This window comes from Citrobacter sp. wls718 (assembly GCF_005280945.1).
GTDB lineage: Bacteria > Pseudomonadota > Gammaproteobacteria > Enterobacterales > Enterobacteriaceae > Citrobacter > Citrobacter gillenii.
Window position 1 is genome coordinate 1 of the sequence record NZ_SZWV01000025.1, and the last position, 15,047, is coordinate 15,047.

The window sequence follows — 15,047 nt, forward strand, 5'->3', positions numbered from 1 at the left end:
CAGTAAGTTGGCAGCATCACCAGGGTTTAGATAGAATTTTATTGCCGCTATTTATATTATTGCATTTGATTATCAATTACTGAATACAGATATCTTTCTATAATCAAATCTAATTAACCCACCATTGATCACGTATTATTCAATCTGAGTGAGAGGCTATTTGATAATCATTAGTTCACTGTTAATATGTTAAAGTTTAACAGATACAATCTAGTTAAGAAACCATGCAGGACTGATACTACACTGTTACTCCATCTGATTATTAACTATCAAATAAGCCTCCACCTATCATACCTGCCATAAAACAGTTTCGTATAAGCACAAAGATATCTGTAATTAATTTCCACCATCCAATTATTGCCTTCCAGCGATTGATTACTGGTAGGCACCTTTACGAGTATTCACAATGAATTTACCTGATAACGTTTTATCATCACATGCTGACATCCATATTGATAATGACCAGATTCAGCTGATTATTACTACCGACCATGAATCAAGAGACCAAATAGAATCTCTGGATACCTGTCTTAGAAACCTGAGCAAAGGTTCTTCGTTACCTTTTACTGTCATGTTTAATCGCACTGACTATAAGCAGAATGAAGGTGCTATATGGCTGCTGGATGCGCTACGCTATCTGGAAATACTGGAGAAGGCTTACCTGAATAACCGTGAAGTCAATCCCCGTATCGCACTGTTTCGTCGGCTACTGAATCAAACCGATATAGGTCTCCGTGTTCGTAACGGGAAAATATTATCATCAGACCAGATTACAACAGTTGAGTTGTTGAACAAGCTTGCACAGGATTATCGTTCAGCCGTTCACCAGCCTGATTTCAAAAAAGCAGGCAAAAAATATAAACGGACTTCGGTGAAAAACCTGAAAGGTGCATGGAATTATCTCCGTCATCTGCAGTCCCGCTATTCGCGCCTTCTGATATTAAGAGTGGACTTATCCTGGAGTGATGAACATAAATCAGCGATCACCGCTGATATGGCCCGTGCATGCCGTCAGAAGCTGCTTCGTAACATGAAAAAGAACCCGCTGTTTCGCCATGTGCTGGGGACGGTATGGAAACTGGAGTATGCCCCTTCCCGCCAGTTTCATTATCACATGCTCTTTGTGCTCAATGGTCACAAGGCACAGCAGGACGTCAGCCTCGCCCGGGCATTCGGTGAGTACTGGAAAGACACCATCACTGAAGGCAAAGGGCATTATTACAACTGTAATGCGCACAAAGACCGTTATACCGAGTGCGGTATAGGCAAGCTGGAACGTGGGGATACATCAATAGAAAAAGGGATGCTTAAGGCGGTTAGCTATCTGACCAAAATTGATGCCTGTGCACGTCTGGTTCTCCCCGGCAATGCCCGTACCTTTGGTCGAGGTGAAATCAAAGTGCTGAAGGCAAGAAAGAAACAGCGCAGGTCGTAATACTAATCTTTTCTGCACACTCTATTTAACCCTACAAAGCCAGCGCACCACGCTGGCTTTTTTTATGTTCCGGAGCTGATTATGTACCATTTTGTTTTTGCCCCTGATGCCGTCACCAGACGAGGGGAATGGGTAACACCGGAGACTGTCGAGCAGAAGGATTATGACTCGCTGTTCTGTGTCAGTTGTAAACTGAAAATTGGCGTTCATGTCGAGCCACTGACGAGTGTGAAGAGTTTTGTTCACCAACCAAGGGAGATTCAACACCTCAAGCATTTAAAGGCTTGTAGATACAACCGAATAGTCGAAACCTCTGATATGCCAAAAGATCCAGGGCAAGATTTCCCCTCCTTCACAAAGCTTCGGTTGCGTCAGGCCACAGTGGTACAGAACTGGCACTGTGTCTGGTGTCAGCTTTGCTGGCATGGCGAAAAATGCTGTCCGCTATGCAAAAACTGGATATATGTCATTAGTTGTCGTGATGAATGAAGCGGCTAAATACATTAATGATAATTATAATTTAATTCATTAAAATCAGTAATATATAAATATAAAAGTTGTGAAATGTGATATTCGTCAAAGCATGTCAAAAAGTTTTGACTGTTCTTTAGGCATCATTCGCAATTGTCTAACAACTTGATAGGATAGGAACAATCTCAAAAAGGAAAATGACATATGGCATACGAAGCTCAAATCAGCCGTACTAATCCAGCAGCATTTCTTTTCGTCGTCGATCAGTCAGGTTCAATGTCCGACAAAATGTCTTCCGGCCGAAGCAAGGCTGAGTTTGTCGCCGATGCTCTTAATCGAACTTTAATGAACCTAATCACTCGCTGCACTAAGTCTGAAGGCGTACGTGATTATTTCGAAATTGGTGTTTTGGGTTATGGCGGTCAAGGGGTTTCTAATGGTTTCTCTGGTTCACTGGGAGGACAAGTCCTCAATCCAATTTCTGCTCTCGAACAGAATCCAGCCAGAGTAGAAGATCGCAAACGGAAGATGGATGATGGAGCTGGCGGAATCATCGAGACAGCAATTAAGTTTCCAGTATGGTTCGATCCTATTGCTAGTGGCGGCACGCCTATGCGTGAAGCCCTGACCAGAGCCGCCGAAGAGTTGGTGACTTGGTGTGATGCCCATCCGGATTGCTATCCTCCGACTATCCTGCATGTGACTGACGGCGAATCAAACGACGGTGACCCGGAAGAGATTGCCAATCATCTACGACAAATTCGCACCAATGACGGTGAAGTTCTGATTCTTAATATCCATGTCAGTTCTCTCGGAAATGATCCAATCAGATTCCCCTCCTCAGACACTGGCTTACCGGATGCCTACGCTAAACTGCTTTTCCGTATGTCCAGCCCTCTTCCGGAACATCTGGTGCGTTTCGCGCAGGAAAAAGGTCATACGGTCGGTATAGAATCTCGTGGATTCATGTTCAACGCTGAGGCTGCCGAACTCGTCGATTTCTTCGACATCGGAACCCGCGCTTCTCAGTTGCGTTGATTCAGCAATGAAACTGGAGTTCTTAGGGACAGTTCCGAAAGATCCTGAATACCCTAAGGCGAATGAAGATAAATTTGCCTTCTCCGAAGATGGGAGAAGGCTGGCGCTATGTGATGGCGCGAGTGAGTCCTTCAACTCAAAGTTATGGGCCGATCTTCTTGCTCGTAAATTTACTGCAGATCCGAAAGTAAATCCTGAATGGGTAGCATCTGCTTTAGCGGAATATTCTGCCACGCATGACTTCCCTTCTATGTCCTGGTCCCAGCAAGCGGCATTCGAAAGAGGCAGTTTTGCGACACTAATAGGTGTAGAGGAATTTGAAGAGCATCAGGCGGTAGAGATTCTTGCTATTGGAGATAGCATCACCATGCTGGTTGATTGCGGGAAACTCATTTGCGCATGGCCTTTCGATAATCCAGAAAAATTTAATGAGCGGCCAACACTGCTTGCTACGCTGTACGCTCATAACAATTTCGTCGGTGGAAGCACTTTCTGGACACGGCATGGGAAAACTTTTTACCTTGAAAAACTCACCCAACCCAAACTCCTCTGTATGACAGATGCGCTCGGCGAATGGGCACTGAAACAAGCGCTGGCAGAGGATTCTGGTTTTATCGAATTACTTTCGCTGCAAACTGAAGAAGAGCTTGCAGAGTTAGTTCTGAGAGAGCGTGCAGCAAAACGTATGCATATCGACGACTCAACGCTGCTTGTACTATCGTTTTAACGCGGAAAGTAAAGATGCCTTACCCATCTCTTGAACAATACAACCAAGCGTTTCAGCTACATAGTAAGCTGCTAATCGATCCTGAATTGAAATCTGGTACCGTTGCCACGACAGGGTTGGGTCTCCCCCTAGCCATCAGCGGTGGCTTTGCACTGACCTATACAATCAAATCAGGCGCTAAGAAATACGCCGTTCGTTGCTTTCATAGAGAGTCAAAAGCCTTAGAACGCCGTTATGAGGCTATATCCAGGAAGATTTCAAGCCTTCGCTCTCCCTACTTTCTCGATTTCCAGTTTCAGCCCCAAGGGGTCAAAGTCGAAGGAATATCATACCCTATCGTCAAAATGGCATGGGCCAAGGGAGAGACGCTAGGAGAATTCCTTGAGGTCAACAGGCGTTCTGCACAAGCAATAGCGAAACTATCTGCATCGATTGAATCACTTGCCGCCTACCTTGAAAAAGAAAAAATTGCACATGGTGATTTCCAGACTGGAAACCTGATGGTCTCCGACGGAGGTGCAACCGTCCAGTTAATCGACTATGACGGCATGTTCGTTGATGAGATTAAGACATTAGGAAGCTCGGAGTTGGGGCATGTCAATTTTCAGCATCCCCGTCGTAAAGCAACGAATCCGTTCAATCACACTCTGGATCGTTTCTCACTAATTTCACTCTGGCTGGCTCTTAAAGCCTTGCAAATCGATCCGTCCATTTGGGATAAATCAAATTCGGAACTGGATGCAATCATTTTTCGAGCTAATGACTTTGTAGACCCCGGTTCATCTTCCATCTTAGGGATGCTATCGGGAATTCAACAGCTTTCCACCCATGTAAAGAATTTTGCCGCAGTCTGCGCTTCAGCGATGGAAAAAACGCCTTCCCTCGGTGACTTCATTGCAAGTAAAAACATTCCCATATCGCTAGCTTCGATCAGTATGAATGGGGATATTCCAGTCAGCAGGCTGAAACCCGGTTATATCGGTGCCTACACCGTCCTGTCAGCCTTGGATTACAGTGCTTGCCTTCAGCGAGTTGGTGATAAAGTTGAAGTTATCGGAAAGATTATTGACGTCAAACTCAATAAGACCCGAAATGGCAAACCATATATCTTTGTTAATTTCGGAGATTGGCGCGGTAATATCTTTAAAATATCAATATGGAGTGAAGGCATTAGCGCTTTACCTTCAAAACCCGATGCCTCATGGATAGGGAAATGGATTAGTGTAATCGGCCTTATGGAACCGCCTTACGTTAGCGGGAAATACAAATATTCACATATCTCAATTACAGTAACGACTATCGGTCAAATGACCGTTCTTTCAGAACCAGATGCCCGCTGGCGTCTTGCTGGGCCAAACGAAAGTCGACAAACATTAACTTCTACTAGCAGTAATCAGGAAGCCTTGGAGCGCATTAAGAGTAAGAGCACCACTTCAACTCCTATGCCCATGAACACTAACGCCACAACTGCAAATCAGGCAATCCTTAACAAGTTACGGGCTTCTACGCAAACTGTAGCGGCAGCAAGAGCGCAAACTCAGCATGTAGTACCTAATAAATCATCAACGCATTATGTGGCACCGACGGGAACATCAGCTTCGCAGCCAGTTCAAAATATTCCGAGCCCTGCTAGTACCTCAAAGCAGCAAACCTCTCAAAAAAATATAGTTACAAAGATTTTGAAATGGCTTTTTGGATGATTGGTACTTGTAAAGAACAAGCGCAATTTCAGTGGCCGTATCACTTGCGCTTGAGGTGCCTGCGGGTATGATCTTGCGACATACACCACTAAAACGAATTCGTGGCGGCACTTTTAGCCTGCCCCTGTGTTTTCCCGAGGATTTACATGAATAACGCTGAACAGCTATTCCTAAACGAGCTGGATAACAAATTCTGGAAGGCGGCTGACAAGCTGCGCGCCAACATGGATGCCGCCAACTACAAGCATGTAGTGTTAGGGCTTATCTTTCTGAAGTATGTCTCCGATGCTTTTGAGGCTCGCCAGCAAGAACTGATCACATTGTTCCGCGACGTCGGCAACCCGGACAACATCTACGCCATGTCGCGCGATGATTACGACTCCGACGAAGACTACGCGCAGGCGATTGTTGATGAACTGGAAATCGAGGATTACTACACCGAGAAGAACATCTTCTGGGTGCCGAAAGCCGCACGCTGGGATACGCTGAAAACGAAAGCCATGTTGCCGACCGGTACGGTGCTGTGGGTGGATGAAACGACCGGGCAGGATGTGAAACTGCGCTCTGTCTCCTGGCTGGTAGACAACGCGCTGGATGAAATCGAAAAAACCAACCCGAAACTGAAAGGCATCCTGAACCGCATTAGCCAGTACCAGTTGGGCAACGAGGTACTGACCGGGCTGATTAACACCTTCTCTGATGCCAACTTCAGCAACCCGGAATATAACGGTGAGAAACTGAGCTTAAAGAGCAAAGATATTCTCGGCCACGTATACGAATATTTCCTCGGTCAGTTCGCGCTGGCGGAAGGTAAACAGGGCGGCCAGTATTACACGCCCAAAAGCATCGTCACCCTAATTGTTGAAATGTTGCAACCGTATAACGGGCGCGTGTATGACCCGGCGATGGGCTCCGGCGGGTTCTTTGTTTCCAGCGACCGTTTTATCGAAGAGCACGCGGGCGAGAAGCAGTACAACGCCGCCGAGCAGAAGCGCAATATCTCCGTTTACGGCCAGGAGTCGAACCCGACCACCTGGAAACTGGCGGCGATGAATATGGCGATCCGAGGTATTGACTTTAACTTCGGCAGCAAAAACGCCGATACCCTGCTGGACGACCAGCACCCGGATCTGCGTGCCGACTTCGTGATGGCAAACCCGCCGTTCAACATGAAGGAGTGGTGGAACGCGAAGCTGGAAAACGATGTGCGCTGGAAATACGGCACACCGCCGCAGGGCAACGCCAACTTTGCGTGGATGCAGCATATGATCCACCACCTTGCGCCAAAAGGCTCGATGGCGCTGCTGCTGGCGAATGGCTCGATGAGCTCTAACACCAACAACGAAGGCGAGATCCGCCGCAACCTGATCGAAGCCGATCTGGTCGAGTGCATGGTCGCGCTGCCAGGCCAGTTGTTTACCAACACCCAAATCCCGGCCTGTATCTGGTTCCTGACAAAAGACAAATCCGGCGGTAACGGCAAAGCACACCGTAAAGGCGAAGTGCTGTTTATTGATGCTCGTCAGATTGGCTTTATGAAAGACCGCGTGCTGCGTGATTTCACCCGTGAAGACATTGCCAAAATTGCCGACACCTTCCACAAATGGCAAGCGGATAAAGACTACGAAGACGAAGCCGGATTCTGCTTCTCGGCAACACTGGAAGACATCCAGAAAAACGACTTTGTGCTGACTCCAGGGCGCTACGTTGGTGCCGCCGAGCAAGATGAAGATGACGAACCCTTTGCCGAGAAGATGGCACGACTGACGGCGCAGCTCAAAGATCAGCTGGAAGAGAGTGCGAAGCTGGAAGCGCAGATTAAGGCGAATCTGGGGGGACTGGGATATGCGTTTTAAAGAGCAGCGCCTTGAGGATCTTTGTGAGTTAGTTATTGATTGTCCTCACTCCACACCAAAATGGACGGATAAGGGTTTTATTGTTCTCCGAAATCAAAATATTCGTAATGGTGTATTGGATCTTTCCGCGCCGAGCTTCACAGATGAAGATGGGTACAAGAGTAGGATTAAGAGAGCAAAACCAAGAGTGAATGATATTGTATTTACTCGTGAGGCTCCAATGGGAGAGGTTTGCTTAATTCCTGAAGGAATAGATTGTTGCCTCGGCCAACGTCAGGTGTTATTAAGGGCCAATAATGAAATTGATCCTTATTATTTATTTTGGGCCTTGCAGTCTCCTTATGTGCAACATCAAATTTCCTGGAATGAGGGAACAGGTACGACAGTAAGTAATGTGCGAATTCCTGTACTCAAGGATTTGAAAATCCCTCGTCTGGGGGGACATGAGTCATGGATTGCAAAAACCATGACTTCTCTGGCATTGAAATCTCAGATAAATGAAAAAATAAATCAAACCCTCGAACAAATGGCGCAAGCCTTGTTCAAAAGCTGGTTTGTCGATTTTGAACCGGTAAAAGCCAAAATGGCAGTGCGGGAAGCGGGCGGTTCGCAGGAAGCGGCGACGCTTGCCGCTATGACGGCGATTTCCGGGAAAAATGCTGATGTGCTGGCGGTTTTTGAGCGTGGACATCCTGAGCAATATGCTGAGTTAAAAGCCACGGCAGAGCTTTTTCCGTCTGCTATGCAGGATAGTGAAATAGGGAATATTCCTGAGGGATGGCACGTTAGTGATTTATCAGAAGTGGCATCATTGAATGCAGAATCATGGTCGAAGAAAAATGCTCCTGAATCTGTTAGTTACGTTGATTTGGCAAATACCAAATGGGGTGTTATTAACTCTGTAGAAACGTATCAATTTTCAGATGCACCAAGTAGAGCACGAAGAATATTAAAGCCGCACGATACAATCGTTGGCACGGTCCGACCGGGAAATGGATCCTATTCCTACATAAATAAAACAGGATTAACCGGAAGCACTGGGTTTGCTGTACTAACACCTAAGGCTCGAGTTTTTAGCGAATATATTTATCTTTGCGTAACCTCAAATGAAAGTATTGAGCGCTTGGCCCATTTAGCCGATGGTGGGGCTTATCCTGCAGTAAATGCAGATGTTGTCCTTTCAACACAATGTGTATTACCTGTTGCTCTAGAGATACGAGAGGCTGTACTTAATATCTTTAGTTCAAGAACTGACATGTTTTTCTCATACAGAGCTAATGGCTTGAGTCAAAATGAAATGCTCTTGAAAATCCGCGACACCCTCCTCCCAAAACTCCTCTCCGGTGAAATCACCCTGCCGGAAGCCGAGCAGGCGGTAAGCGAGGCGGAAAATGTATAAAGTCGATACGCCGACCAACAGCCTGCATTCCCTGCAAGAAGTGTCTTTTAGCAGTCTCGGTTTCCGCGAACGCGATCATCTGCAGGAGTGGCTGGCCAAAAATCCACAGGCGCTGACCCGCGATAATGACGACGAACTGCTGATCATTCAGAAAGAGTTTGCCGGTTTTGACGACACCAAAGAGCGTCTCGATCTGTTGGCGCTCGATAAAAAGGGCAATCTGGTAATCATCGAAAACAAGCTCGATGATTCAGGGCGCGATGTCGTCTGGCAGGCGCTGAAATATGCCGGATACTGCGCCAACCTGCGTCAGGATAGCGTGGTTGAGATCTTCCAACTCTATTTGGATCAGCACGATCCCCAAGAGAACCGCCAGGCGGCAGACGTTATCGCTGAATTTATGGGCTGGGAAAGCCTGAAAGAAGGGGTGCTCAACCGTAAAGGCACCCAGCGGGTCATTATGGTGGCGGCCAATTTCCGCAAAGAAGTCACCAATACTGCGCTGTGGCTGATGCAGTTTGGTATCCGGGCGCAGTGTTTTAAAGTCACACCTTACCGTTTTGTTGATGACGTTTTCGTTGATATTCGCCAGGTGATCCCGACCCCGGAAGCGGAGTCTTACATGATCGGCATGGCGCAAAAAGAGGCGGAGGAACAGTCCACTTCCAGCAGTAGCGAACTGCAACAGCGCCATTATCTGCGCCGCGAATTCTGGACGATGGCACTGGAAAAATTCCGCACCAGCCTCTGCTCACTGTTTAACAACCGCGCTCCTTCAACCGATCACTGGCTGGCTGCCGGGTCAGGTGTCAGCGGCGTGCCGTTTGAACTGATCTTTTCCCAAAAAGATGCCCGAGTGCAGCTCAATATTTCACGCGCAGATGCGCTGGAAAACACCTGGCTGTTTGAACGCCTGCAGGAACGAAAAACCCATATTGAATCGCTGTTTGGCGAACCACTCGACTGGCGATTACTGCCAGAGAGGAAGAGCTGCCAGATAGTTTGTTCAAAAACCTTTGATGGCGGCAATAACGAGGTTTGGCCCGCCATTATCGATTGGATGATGGATAGCATGAACCGTCTGGAAAAGGCGATTCGCCCGAGCTTACTGGAGCTGGCGATTGAGCTGAAACAGACCGGTATGATCACCGAGGGAGAGGAAGAGTAATGCTGAGCGAAGACGATTTAGAACAGCAATGCCTGCAATGGTTTGCTGAACAGGACTGGGAAGTGCTGCATGGGCCAGATATTGCGCCGGATGGCGATAACCCGCTGCGTATCTCATACCATGATGTGTTTCTACGCCCGGTGATGCTGGCGCAGCTGCAAACCATCAATCCCCATCTCCCTGTTTCCGTGCTGGAAGAGGTGATACTCCTTATCGCCCATGCCCAAAGCCCGGATCTGGTCGTCAGTAACAAAGCCTTCCACCATTTTCTGCTCGACGGTGTACCGGTTGAGTACAAACGTGAAGACAAGACGATTCACGATAAAGCGCTTCTGATGGATTTTAACCATCCCAGCAATAACCGCTTTATGGTCGTGAATCAGGTGGCTATTCAGGGCATAAAACAGGTTCGTCGCCCCGATATCATAGGCTATATCAATGGCCTGCCGGTGGCAGTGATTGAGCTTAAAAGCCCGATTGATGCCAATGCCGATATCTGGGCTGCGTTTAATCAGCTGAAGACCTATAAAAATGAACTCAGCGACCTGTTTATCTGCAACGAAGCGCTGGTGGTAAGTGATGGGCAAAACGCGCGTATCGGTTCACTGACCGCCGATGAAGAACGTTTCCTGCCGTGGAAAACGGTGGCTAACGAAGACGACAAGCCGCAGTTTGACTGGCAGCTTAAAACGGTGGTGCAGGGCTTCTTTAACCGTGCGCTTTTGCTCGATTACATTCGTTATTTTGTGCTGTTTGAGAACGACGGCAAACAGCTGATCAAGAAGATTGCCGCCTATCACCAGTTCCACGCGGTACGTGAAGCGGTCGCAGCCACGATTGTGGCCTCTACGGGCAAACATCTGCCGCTGCGCAGCAACATTACCCCCGGTAGTAAGAAAGCGGGCGTGGTGTGGCATACCCAGGGCTCCGGTAAAAGTATCTCGATGTGTTGCTACGCTGGAAAGCTATTGCAACAGGCAGAGATGAACAACCCGACCATCGTGGTGGTGACTGACCGTAACGATCTGGACGGGCAGCTTTATGCCACTTTCTGTCAGGCACAAGATCTGTTGAAGCAAACGCCATTACAGGCCAACGATCGCGATGAACTGCGCGAGCTGCTAAATGCCCGCGAATCCGGCGGCATTATCTTTACCACAGTGCAGAAGTTTGCGCCGATGGATAGCGAACAAAGTCATCCAGCTCTCAACCTGCGCAGCAATATCGTGGTTGTTTCCGACGAAGCACACCGCAGCCAGTATGGCCTGAGCGCCACGCTTGATCGTGAAACTGGCGTCTATAAATACGGTTACGCCAAACACATGCGCGATGCGCTGCCGAATGCGTCGTTTATGGGCTTTACTGGTACGCCGATCGCGTCTGAAGATAAAGATACTCGTGCGGTGTTCGGTGATTACGTCTCTATTTATGATATTCAGGATGCAGTCGATGACGGCGCCACGGTGCCGATTTACTACGAATCCCGGCTGGCAAAACTCGACCTGAACCATGAGGAGCTTGAAACGCTCTCCGACCAGGTAGATGAGCTGGTGGAAGATGAAGAGACGGGGCAGCAGGAGAAAACCAAAGGTGACTGGAGCCGTCTGGAAAAGCTGGTAGGTTCAGAGCCGCGTATCAAACAGGTTGCCGCCGATCTGGTTCAACATTTTGAAACGCGCAATGCGGCCATGAATGGCAAAGCGATGATTGTCGCCATGAGCCGCGACATCTGCGTGAAGCTCTACAATGCCATCACAGAGATCCGCCCGGACTGGCACAGCGCGGATGTCGAGCAAGGCGCTATCAAAGTCATTATGACCGGATCGGCATCAGATAAAGACCATCTTCAGCCGCATATCTACAACAAGCAGACCAAAAAACGTCTTGAAGCCCGCTTTAAAGATTTGAACGATCCGCTGAAGCTGGTGATTGTCCGTGATATGTGGCTGACCGGGTTTGATGCGCCATGCTGCCACACCATGTATATCGACAAACCGATGCGCGGCCATAACCTGATGCAGGCTATTGCGCGCGTTAACCGCGTGTTCCGCGATAAACCCGGCGGGCTGGTGGTGGATTACATCGGCATTGCCAACGAGCTGAAGCAGGCGCTGAAAACGTATACTGACTCGAAAGGGAAAGGGCAGACTACGGTGGATGCCCGAGAAGCCTTTGCCATTCTGCTGGAAAAAATCGACGTCATTCACGGGATGTTTGCGCCGTCAGCAGGGAAACCTGGCTTTAGCTACGGAGGCTTTTCTCGCGATCCGTTATCGTTTTTACGCGATGCCGTGAACTACATTTTGGGTCTGGATGACGGTAAAAAACGCTACCTCGACGTTTCACTGGCAATGAGTAAAGCCTGGTCGCTCTGTAACACCCTTGATGAAGCTGAACCCTTACAGGAGGAGTTCGCGTTCCTTTCTGCCGTCAGAGTAGGACTTATCAAGCTGGATCCCAAAGAGAAGTTTAGCCAGTCAGAAAAGAACTCTCTGCTGAGCAAGATTCTCGATAACGCCGTTGTCGCAACCGGCGTTGAGGATGTGTTTGCCCTGGCGGGGTTAGATAAACCCAATATCGGGCTGCTGTCGGATGAATTCCTGGAAGAAGTGCGGGAAATGCCCCAACGTAATCTGGCTGTAGAATTACTGGAAAAACTGCTGAATGACGGTATTCATGCCCGTTCTGGTAATAACGTTGTGCAGCAGAAGAAATACTCCGACCGTCTGAAAGTGGTGTTGCTCAAATACAATAACCGGGCGATTGAAACCGCACAGGTGATTGAAGAGTTGATCCAGATGGCGAAAGCGTTCCAGGAAGCGATGGCGCGCGATGATGCGCTGGGGCTGAACCCGGACGAAATCGCTTTTTATGATGCTCTTGCTGAAAACGAAAGCGCGGTGCGTGAACTGGGCGACGAGACGCTCAGAAAGCTGGCTATTGAGGTGACGCGGCAACTGCGTAAATCCACCACCGTCGACTGGCAGGTACGTGAAAGCGTGCGTGCAAGAGTGCGTGTTCTTGTACGCCAAACGCTACGCAAATATAAGTATCCACCGGATAAAACGCCTTACACAGTTGAATTGATACTTAAGCAAGCTGAAGTCGTTTCGAATAGCTGGACGGTCTGATGGGAAAAGTAAAAAATTCCCAATACGGCTACTTCGCATGGTTACTTGAACCTAGTGAGAGCCACGTGTATCGACGTATTAAAATTTTGTTGACTGATTGAGCTAACAAAAAATCATCATTCAGGGCTGAGAAACTCAAGTAAAAATGGGCTCTGTAAATTTTCTTACCTAAAAAATTCAACCGCCAAAGGAGTTAGCAGATGAAAGATATATCTTTGTTTTTTGGTGCTGGAGCAGAAATGTGCTACGGACTCCCTTCTGGGGGGAAATTTGCTTTAGATATTTTCAGAATGGATACGATTGAAGACAAAAAAAACTTCAGATTACAAAGAGACAATATTAATAGAAGATCTTCTTACGCTAAAGACTGGCTACCTCAAGATTATGATAAAAAACCTATATCCTCCTTCGGGAGGAGTCAATATGAAGGTTTAGTAAAAAGTAGTTTAGAGTACAAGAGAAAGAAGATAATCGATTATTTAGACAACTTTGACATCAAGCTGGAATATATTTCCTCGAAGTTTGATGTAAAGTATAATATAAAAATTAAAGATGCTTTCACTCGATTAAGCAAATGTCAGTTCGGTAGCGAAAACTTCTCTCATGAAATTAAAATAACAAGTATTTTAAGTGAATCCAATAAGTTATTTTCCAGTAACTACTTTTCTTCCTTCCTGAAAATATTGGAAATTGAAAACACATCAGAGAATATAGTTCTAAAAAATGATATTAAGAAATTCTGCCGTTCAATACTTGAACTTTTAATAGGAGCATATGGAGAGGATCTTGTACATAATCTGAATGATGGGATTTTTGAGAAAAAACCTGATTCAATAGACATATTTGATGATTTGGGAAGTATCTTTTCATTGGATTATAGCGCGGCTGGCTTAAATGCATTATCCCTCCTCCTTGACTCGCCTCCTTACACAATTTCAGAAGGTTCATCAGATCATGATATAATCATGGGATTCTCTATGGATATACTCGAAGACTTATTTTCGATATCTCTTGACTATCAGTCACTCATTGACTCCAATTGGCGGTATCTATATAGTCCCAAAACTGATTGGGCAAAGTTTTGTAAAATAAGCATATTCCTAAACACCACAAGAAGATATATCTCTCAAATTGCCGAGCAACATACAAGCCGTATAAATAAAGGAAATGGCTATTACCATGACGTCTTAGAACTTGAGAATAAAATAAATGTAAAATCTATAGGGACCACAAATTATAATAATTTCATAACTGAAGTAACAAAAAAAGATGTTAGCTTTTTAAATGGTTCAGTAAATGATTTTTATGACCCATATTTAAATTCAATAATTGACATTTCCAACCCAAACAAGCATTTTATCGTTCCATTCCTCTTCACACAAAGTGGGATAAAACCGCTTACTTCAATTAAAATGTCCGAGAGATATGTTTCTCTTTATCATGATTTCAAAAGCTCAGACTTTGTCGCAGTCATTGGTTTTGGATTTAACATTGACGACGGACACATAAATGGACTTTTCCGTTCGTATATTGAAGATGAAGGAAAAAATCTAATAATTTTCCACCACGTAGATAGTTTTGGACATAAAACTGAATCTTATTATAAAGATTATTATCAAAAACAATTGCGATTAATAAGCAATGAAAACATTACGGTAATAGAAATAAATAATGACCGAAAAATTACTGATGGGAAAATGTGGTATGAATACTTATCAAGTATCTGATTAAATTTTAAATAGTGCAGGAAAACATAGCTATCCCTGCACTATTAATTATTTTATTTTGCAAAGTCAAACGGACTAACACCCTTCTGCCGATTCGCATCAAGATAATCCGCCCACCACTGCAACATTAGCCTGCGCTCCCCAAGATGCTCGGCCTTATGAATGTAAGCCGCACGCACAGAGTTACGTTCCTGATGACTCATCTGTCGCTCAACCGCATCCCTCGACCATAATCCCGACTCAATCAACGAACTACAAGCCATCGTTCTAAAACCATGACCACAAACTTCAACTTTCGTATCGTAGCCCATCACTCGAAGTGCTTTATTCACCGTGTTCTCACTCATCGGCTTACGCGGGTCGTGATCACCTGACCTGCCCCCACGATTAGATAC

Annotated in this window: 11 protein-coding genes; 10 read left to right on the forward strand and 1 reads right to left on the reverse strand. The window is 46.4% G+C overall.

Annotation, left to right across the window (positions count from 1 at the left end):
• Positions 1-406 precede the first annotated feature (406 nt).
• From FDW95_RS05130 to FDW95_RS05175, 10 genes are all read left to right on the forward strand, one after another.
• Positions 407-1,435: an inovirus-type Gp2 protein gene (locus FDW95_RS05130; protein WP_115257866.1), complete on the forward strand. Its 1,029-nt coding sequence runs from the start codon at positions 407-409 to the stop codon at positions 1,433-1,435.
• 400 nt (positions 1,436-1,835) lie between these two features.
• Positions 1,836-1,967, forward strand: coding sequence for a hypothetical protein (locus FDW95_RS24115; protein ID WP_275943299.1), 132 nt, complete (start codon positions 1,836-1,838; stop codon positions 1,965-1,967).
• 143 nt (positions 1,968-2,110) lie between these two features.
• Entirely contained in the window at positions 2,111-2,944 is an 834-nt protein-coding gene (locus FDW95_RS05140) for a TerY-P anti-phage system-associated VWA domain-containing protein (protein ID WP_115257868.1), read from the forward strand.
• A gap of 7 nt (positions 2,945-2,951) precedes the next feature.
• Positions 2,952-3,671: a TerY-P anti-phage system serine/threonine phosphatase gene (locus FDW95_RS05145; RefSeq protein ID WP_115257869.1), complete on the forward strand. Its 720-nt coding sequence runs from the start codon at positions 2,952-2,954 to the stop codon at positions 3,669-3,671.
• 14 nt (positions 3,672-3,685) lie between these two features.
• Positions 3,686-5,371 carry a TerY-P anti-phage system serine/threonine kinase gene (locus tag FDW95_RS05150; RefSeq protein ID WP_115257870.1) on the forward strand — a complete coding sequence of 562 codons (1,686 nt, stop codon included), beginning with the start codon at positions 3,686-3,688 and terminating at the stop codon, positions 5,369-5,371.
• A 146-nt stretch (positions 5,372-5,517) separates the two neighbouring features.
• The gene (locus tag FDW95_RS05155) at positions 5,518-7,227 is read left to right on the forward strand and encodes a class I SAM-dependent DNA methyltransferase (RefSeq protein ID WP_115257871.1); all 1,710 of its coding nucleotides are present in this window, start codon (positions 5,518-5,520) and stop codon (positions 7,225-7,227) included.
• Positions 7,217-8,626 carry a restriction endonuclease subunit S gene (locus FDW95_RS05160; protein WP_115257872.1) on the forward strand — a complete coding sequence of 470 codons (1,410 nt, stop codon included), beginning with the start codon at positions 7,217-7,219 and terminating at the stop codon, positions 8,624-8,626. The genes FDW95_RS05155 and FDW95_RS05160 overlap by 11 nt, the downstream gene beginning before the upstream one ends.
• Positions 8,619-9,794 (forward strand): DUF4268 domain-containing protein, encoded by a 1,176-nt coding sequence (locus FDW95_RS05165; RefSeq protein WP_115257873.1) that lies wholly within the window; start codon positions 8,619-8,621, stop codon positions 9,792-9,794. Before FDW95_RS05160 ends, FDW95_RS05165 begins: the two co-directional genes overlap by 8 nt.
• Positions 9,794-12,925: a type I restriction endonuclease subunit R gene (locus FDW95_RS05170; RefSeq protein ID WP_115257874.1), complete on the forward strand. Its 3,132-nt coding sequence runs from the start codon at positions 9,794-9,796 to the stop codon at positions 12,923-12,925. Before FDW95_RS05165 ends, FDW95_RS05170 begins: the two co-directional genes overlap by 1 nt.
• Positions 12,926-13,125: 200 nt before the next feature.
• The gene (locus FDW95_RS05175) at positions 13,126-14,652 is read left to right on the forward strand and encodes a hypothetical protein (RefSeq protein WP_115257875.1); all 1,527 of its coding nucleotides are present in this window, start codon (positions 13,126-13,128) and stop codon (positions 14,650-14,652) included.
• 53 nt (positions 14,653-14,705) lie between these two features.
• On the opposite strand, the gene FDW95_RS05180 is transcribed toward FDW95_RS05175, so the two are convergent.
• Positions 14,706-15,047, reverse strand: a 342-nt coding sequence (locus tag FDW95_RS05180; protein WP_170972977.1) for a tyrosine-type recombinase/integrase, incomplete at its 5' end; no start/stop codon positions are given.

Coding starts and splice junctions, on each gene's coding strand:
- FDW95_RS05170 (WP_115257874.1), top strand. CDS start 9,794: ATGCTGAGCGAAGACGATTTAGAACAGCAATGCCTGCAATGGTTTGCT.
- FDW95_RS05140 (WP_115257868.1), top strand. CDS start 2,111: ATGGCATACGAAGCTCAAATCAGCCGTACTAATCCAGCAGCATTTCTT.
- FDW95_RS05130 (WP_115257866.1), top strand. CDS start 407: ATGAATTTACCTGATAACGTTTTATCATCACATGCTGACATCCATATT.
- FDW95_RS05150 (WP_115257870.1), top strand. CDS start 3,686: ATGCCTTACCCATCTCTTGAACAATACAACCAAGCGTTTCAGCTACAT.
- FDW95_RS05165 (WP_115257873.1), top strand. CDS start 8,619: ATGTATAAAGTCGATACGCCGACCAACAGCCTGCATTCCCTGCAAGAA.
- FDW95_RS05155 (WP_115257871.1), top strand. CDS start 5,518: ATGAATAACGCTGAACAGCTATTCCTAAACGAGCTGGATAACAAATTC.
- FDW95_RS05145 (WP_115257869.1), top strand. CDS start 2,952: ATGAAACTGGAGTTCTTAGGGACAGTTCCGAAAGATCCTGAATACCCT.
- FDW95_RS05175 (WP_115257875.1), top strand. CDS start 13,126: ATGAAAGATATATCTTTGTTTTTTGGTGCTGGAGCAGAAATGTGCTAC.
- FDW95_RS05160 (WP_115257872.1), top strand. CDS start 7,217: ATGCGTTTTAAAGAGCAGCGCCTTGAGGATCTTTGTGAGTTAGTTATT.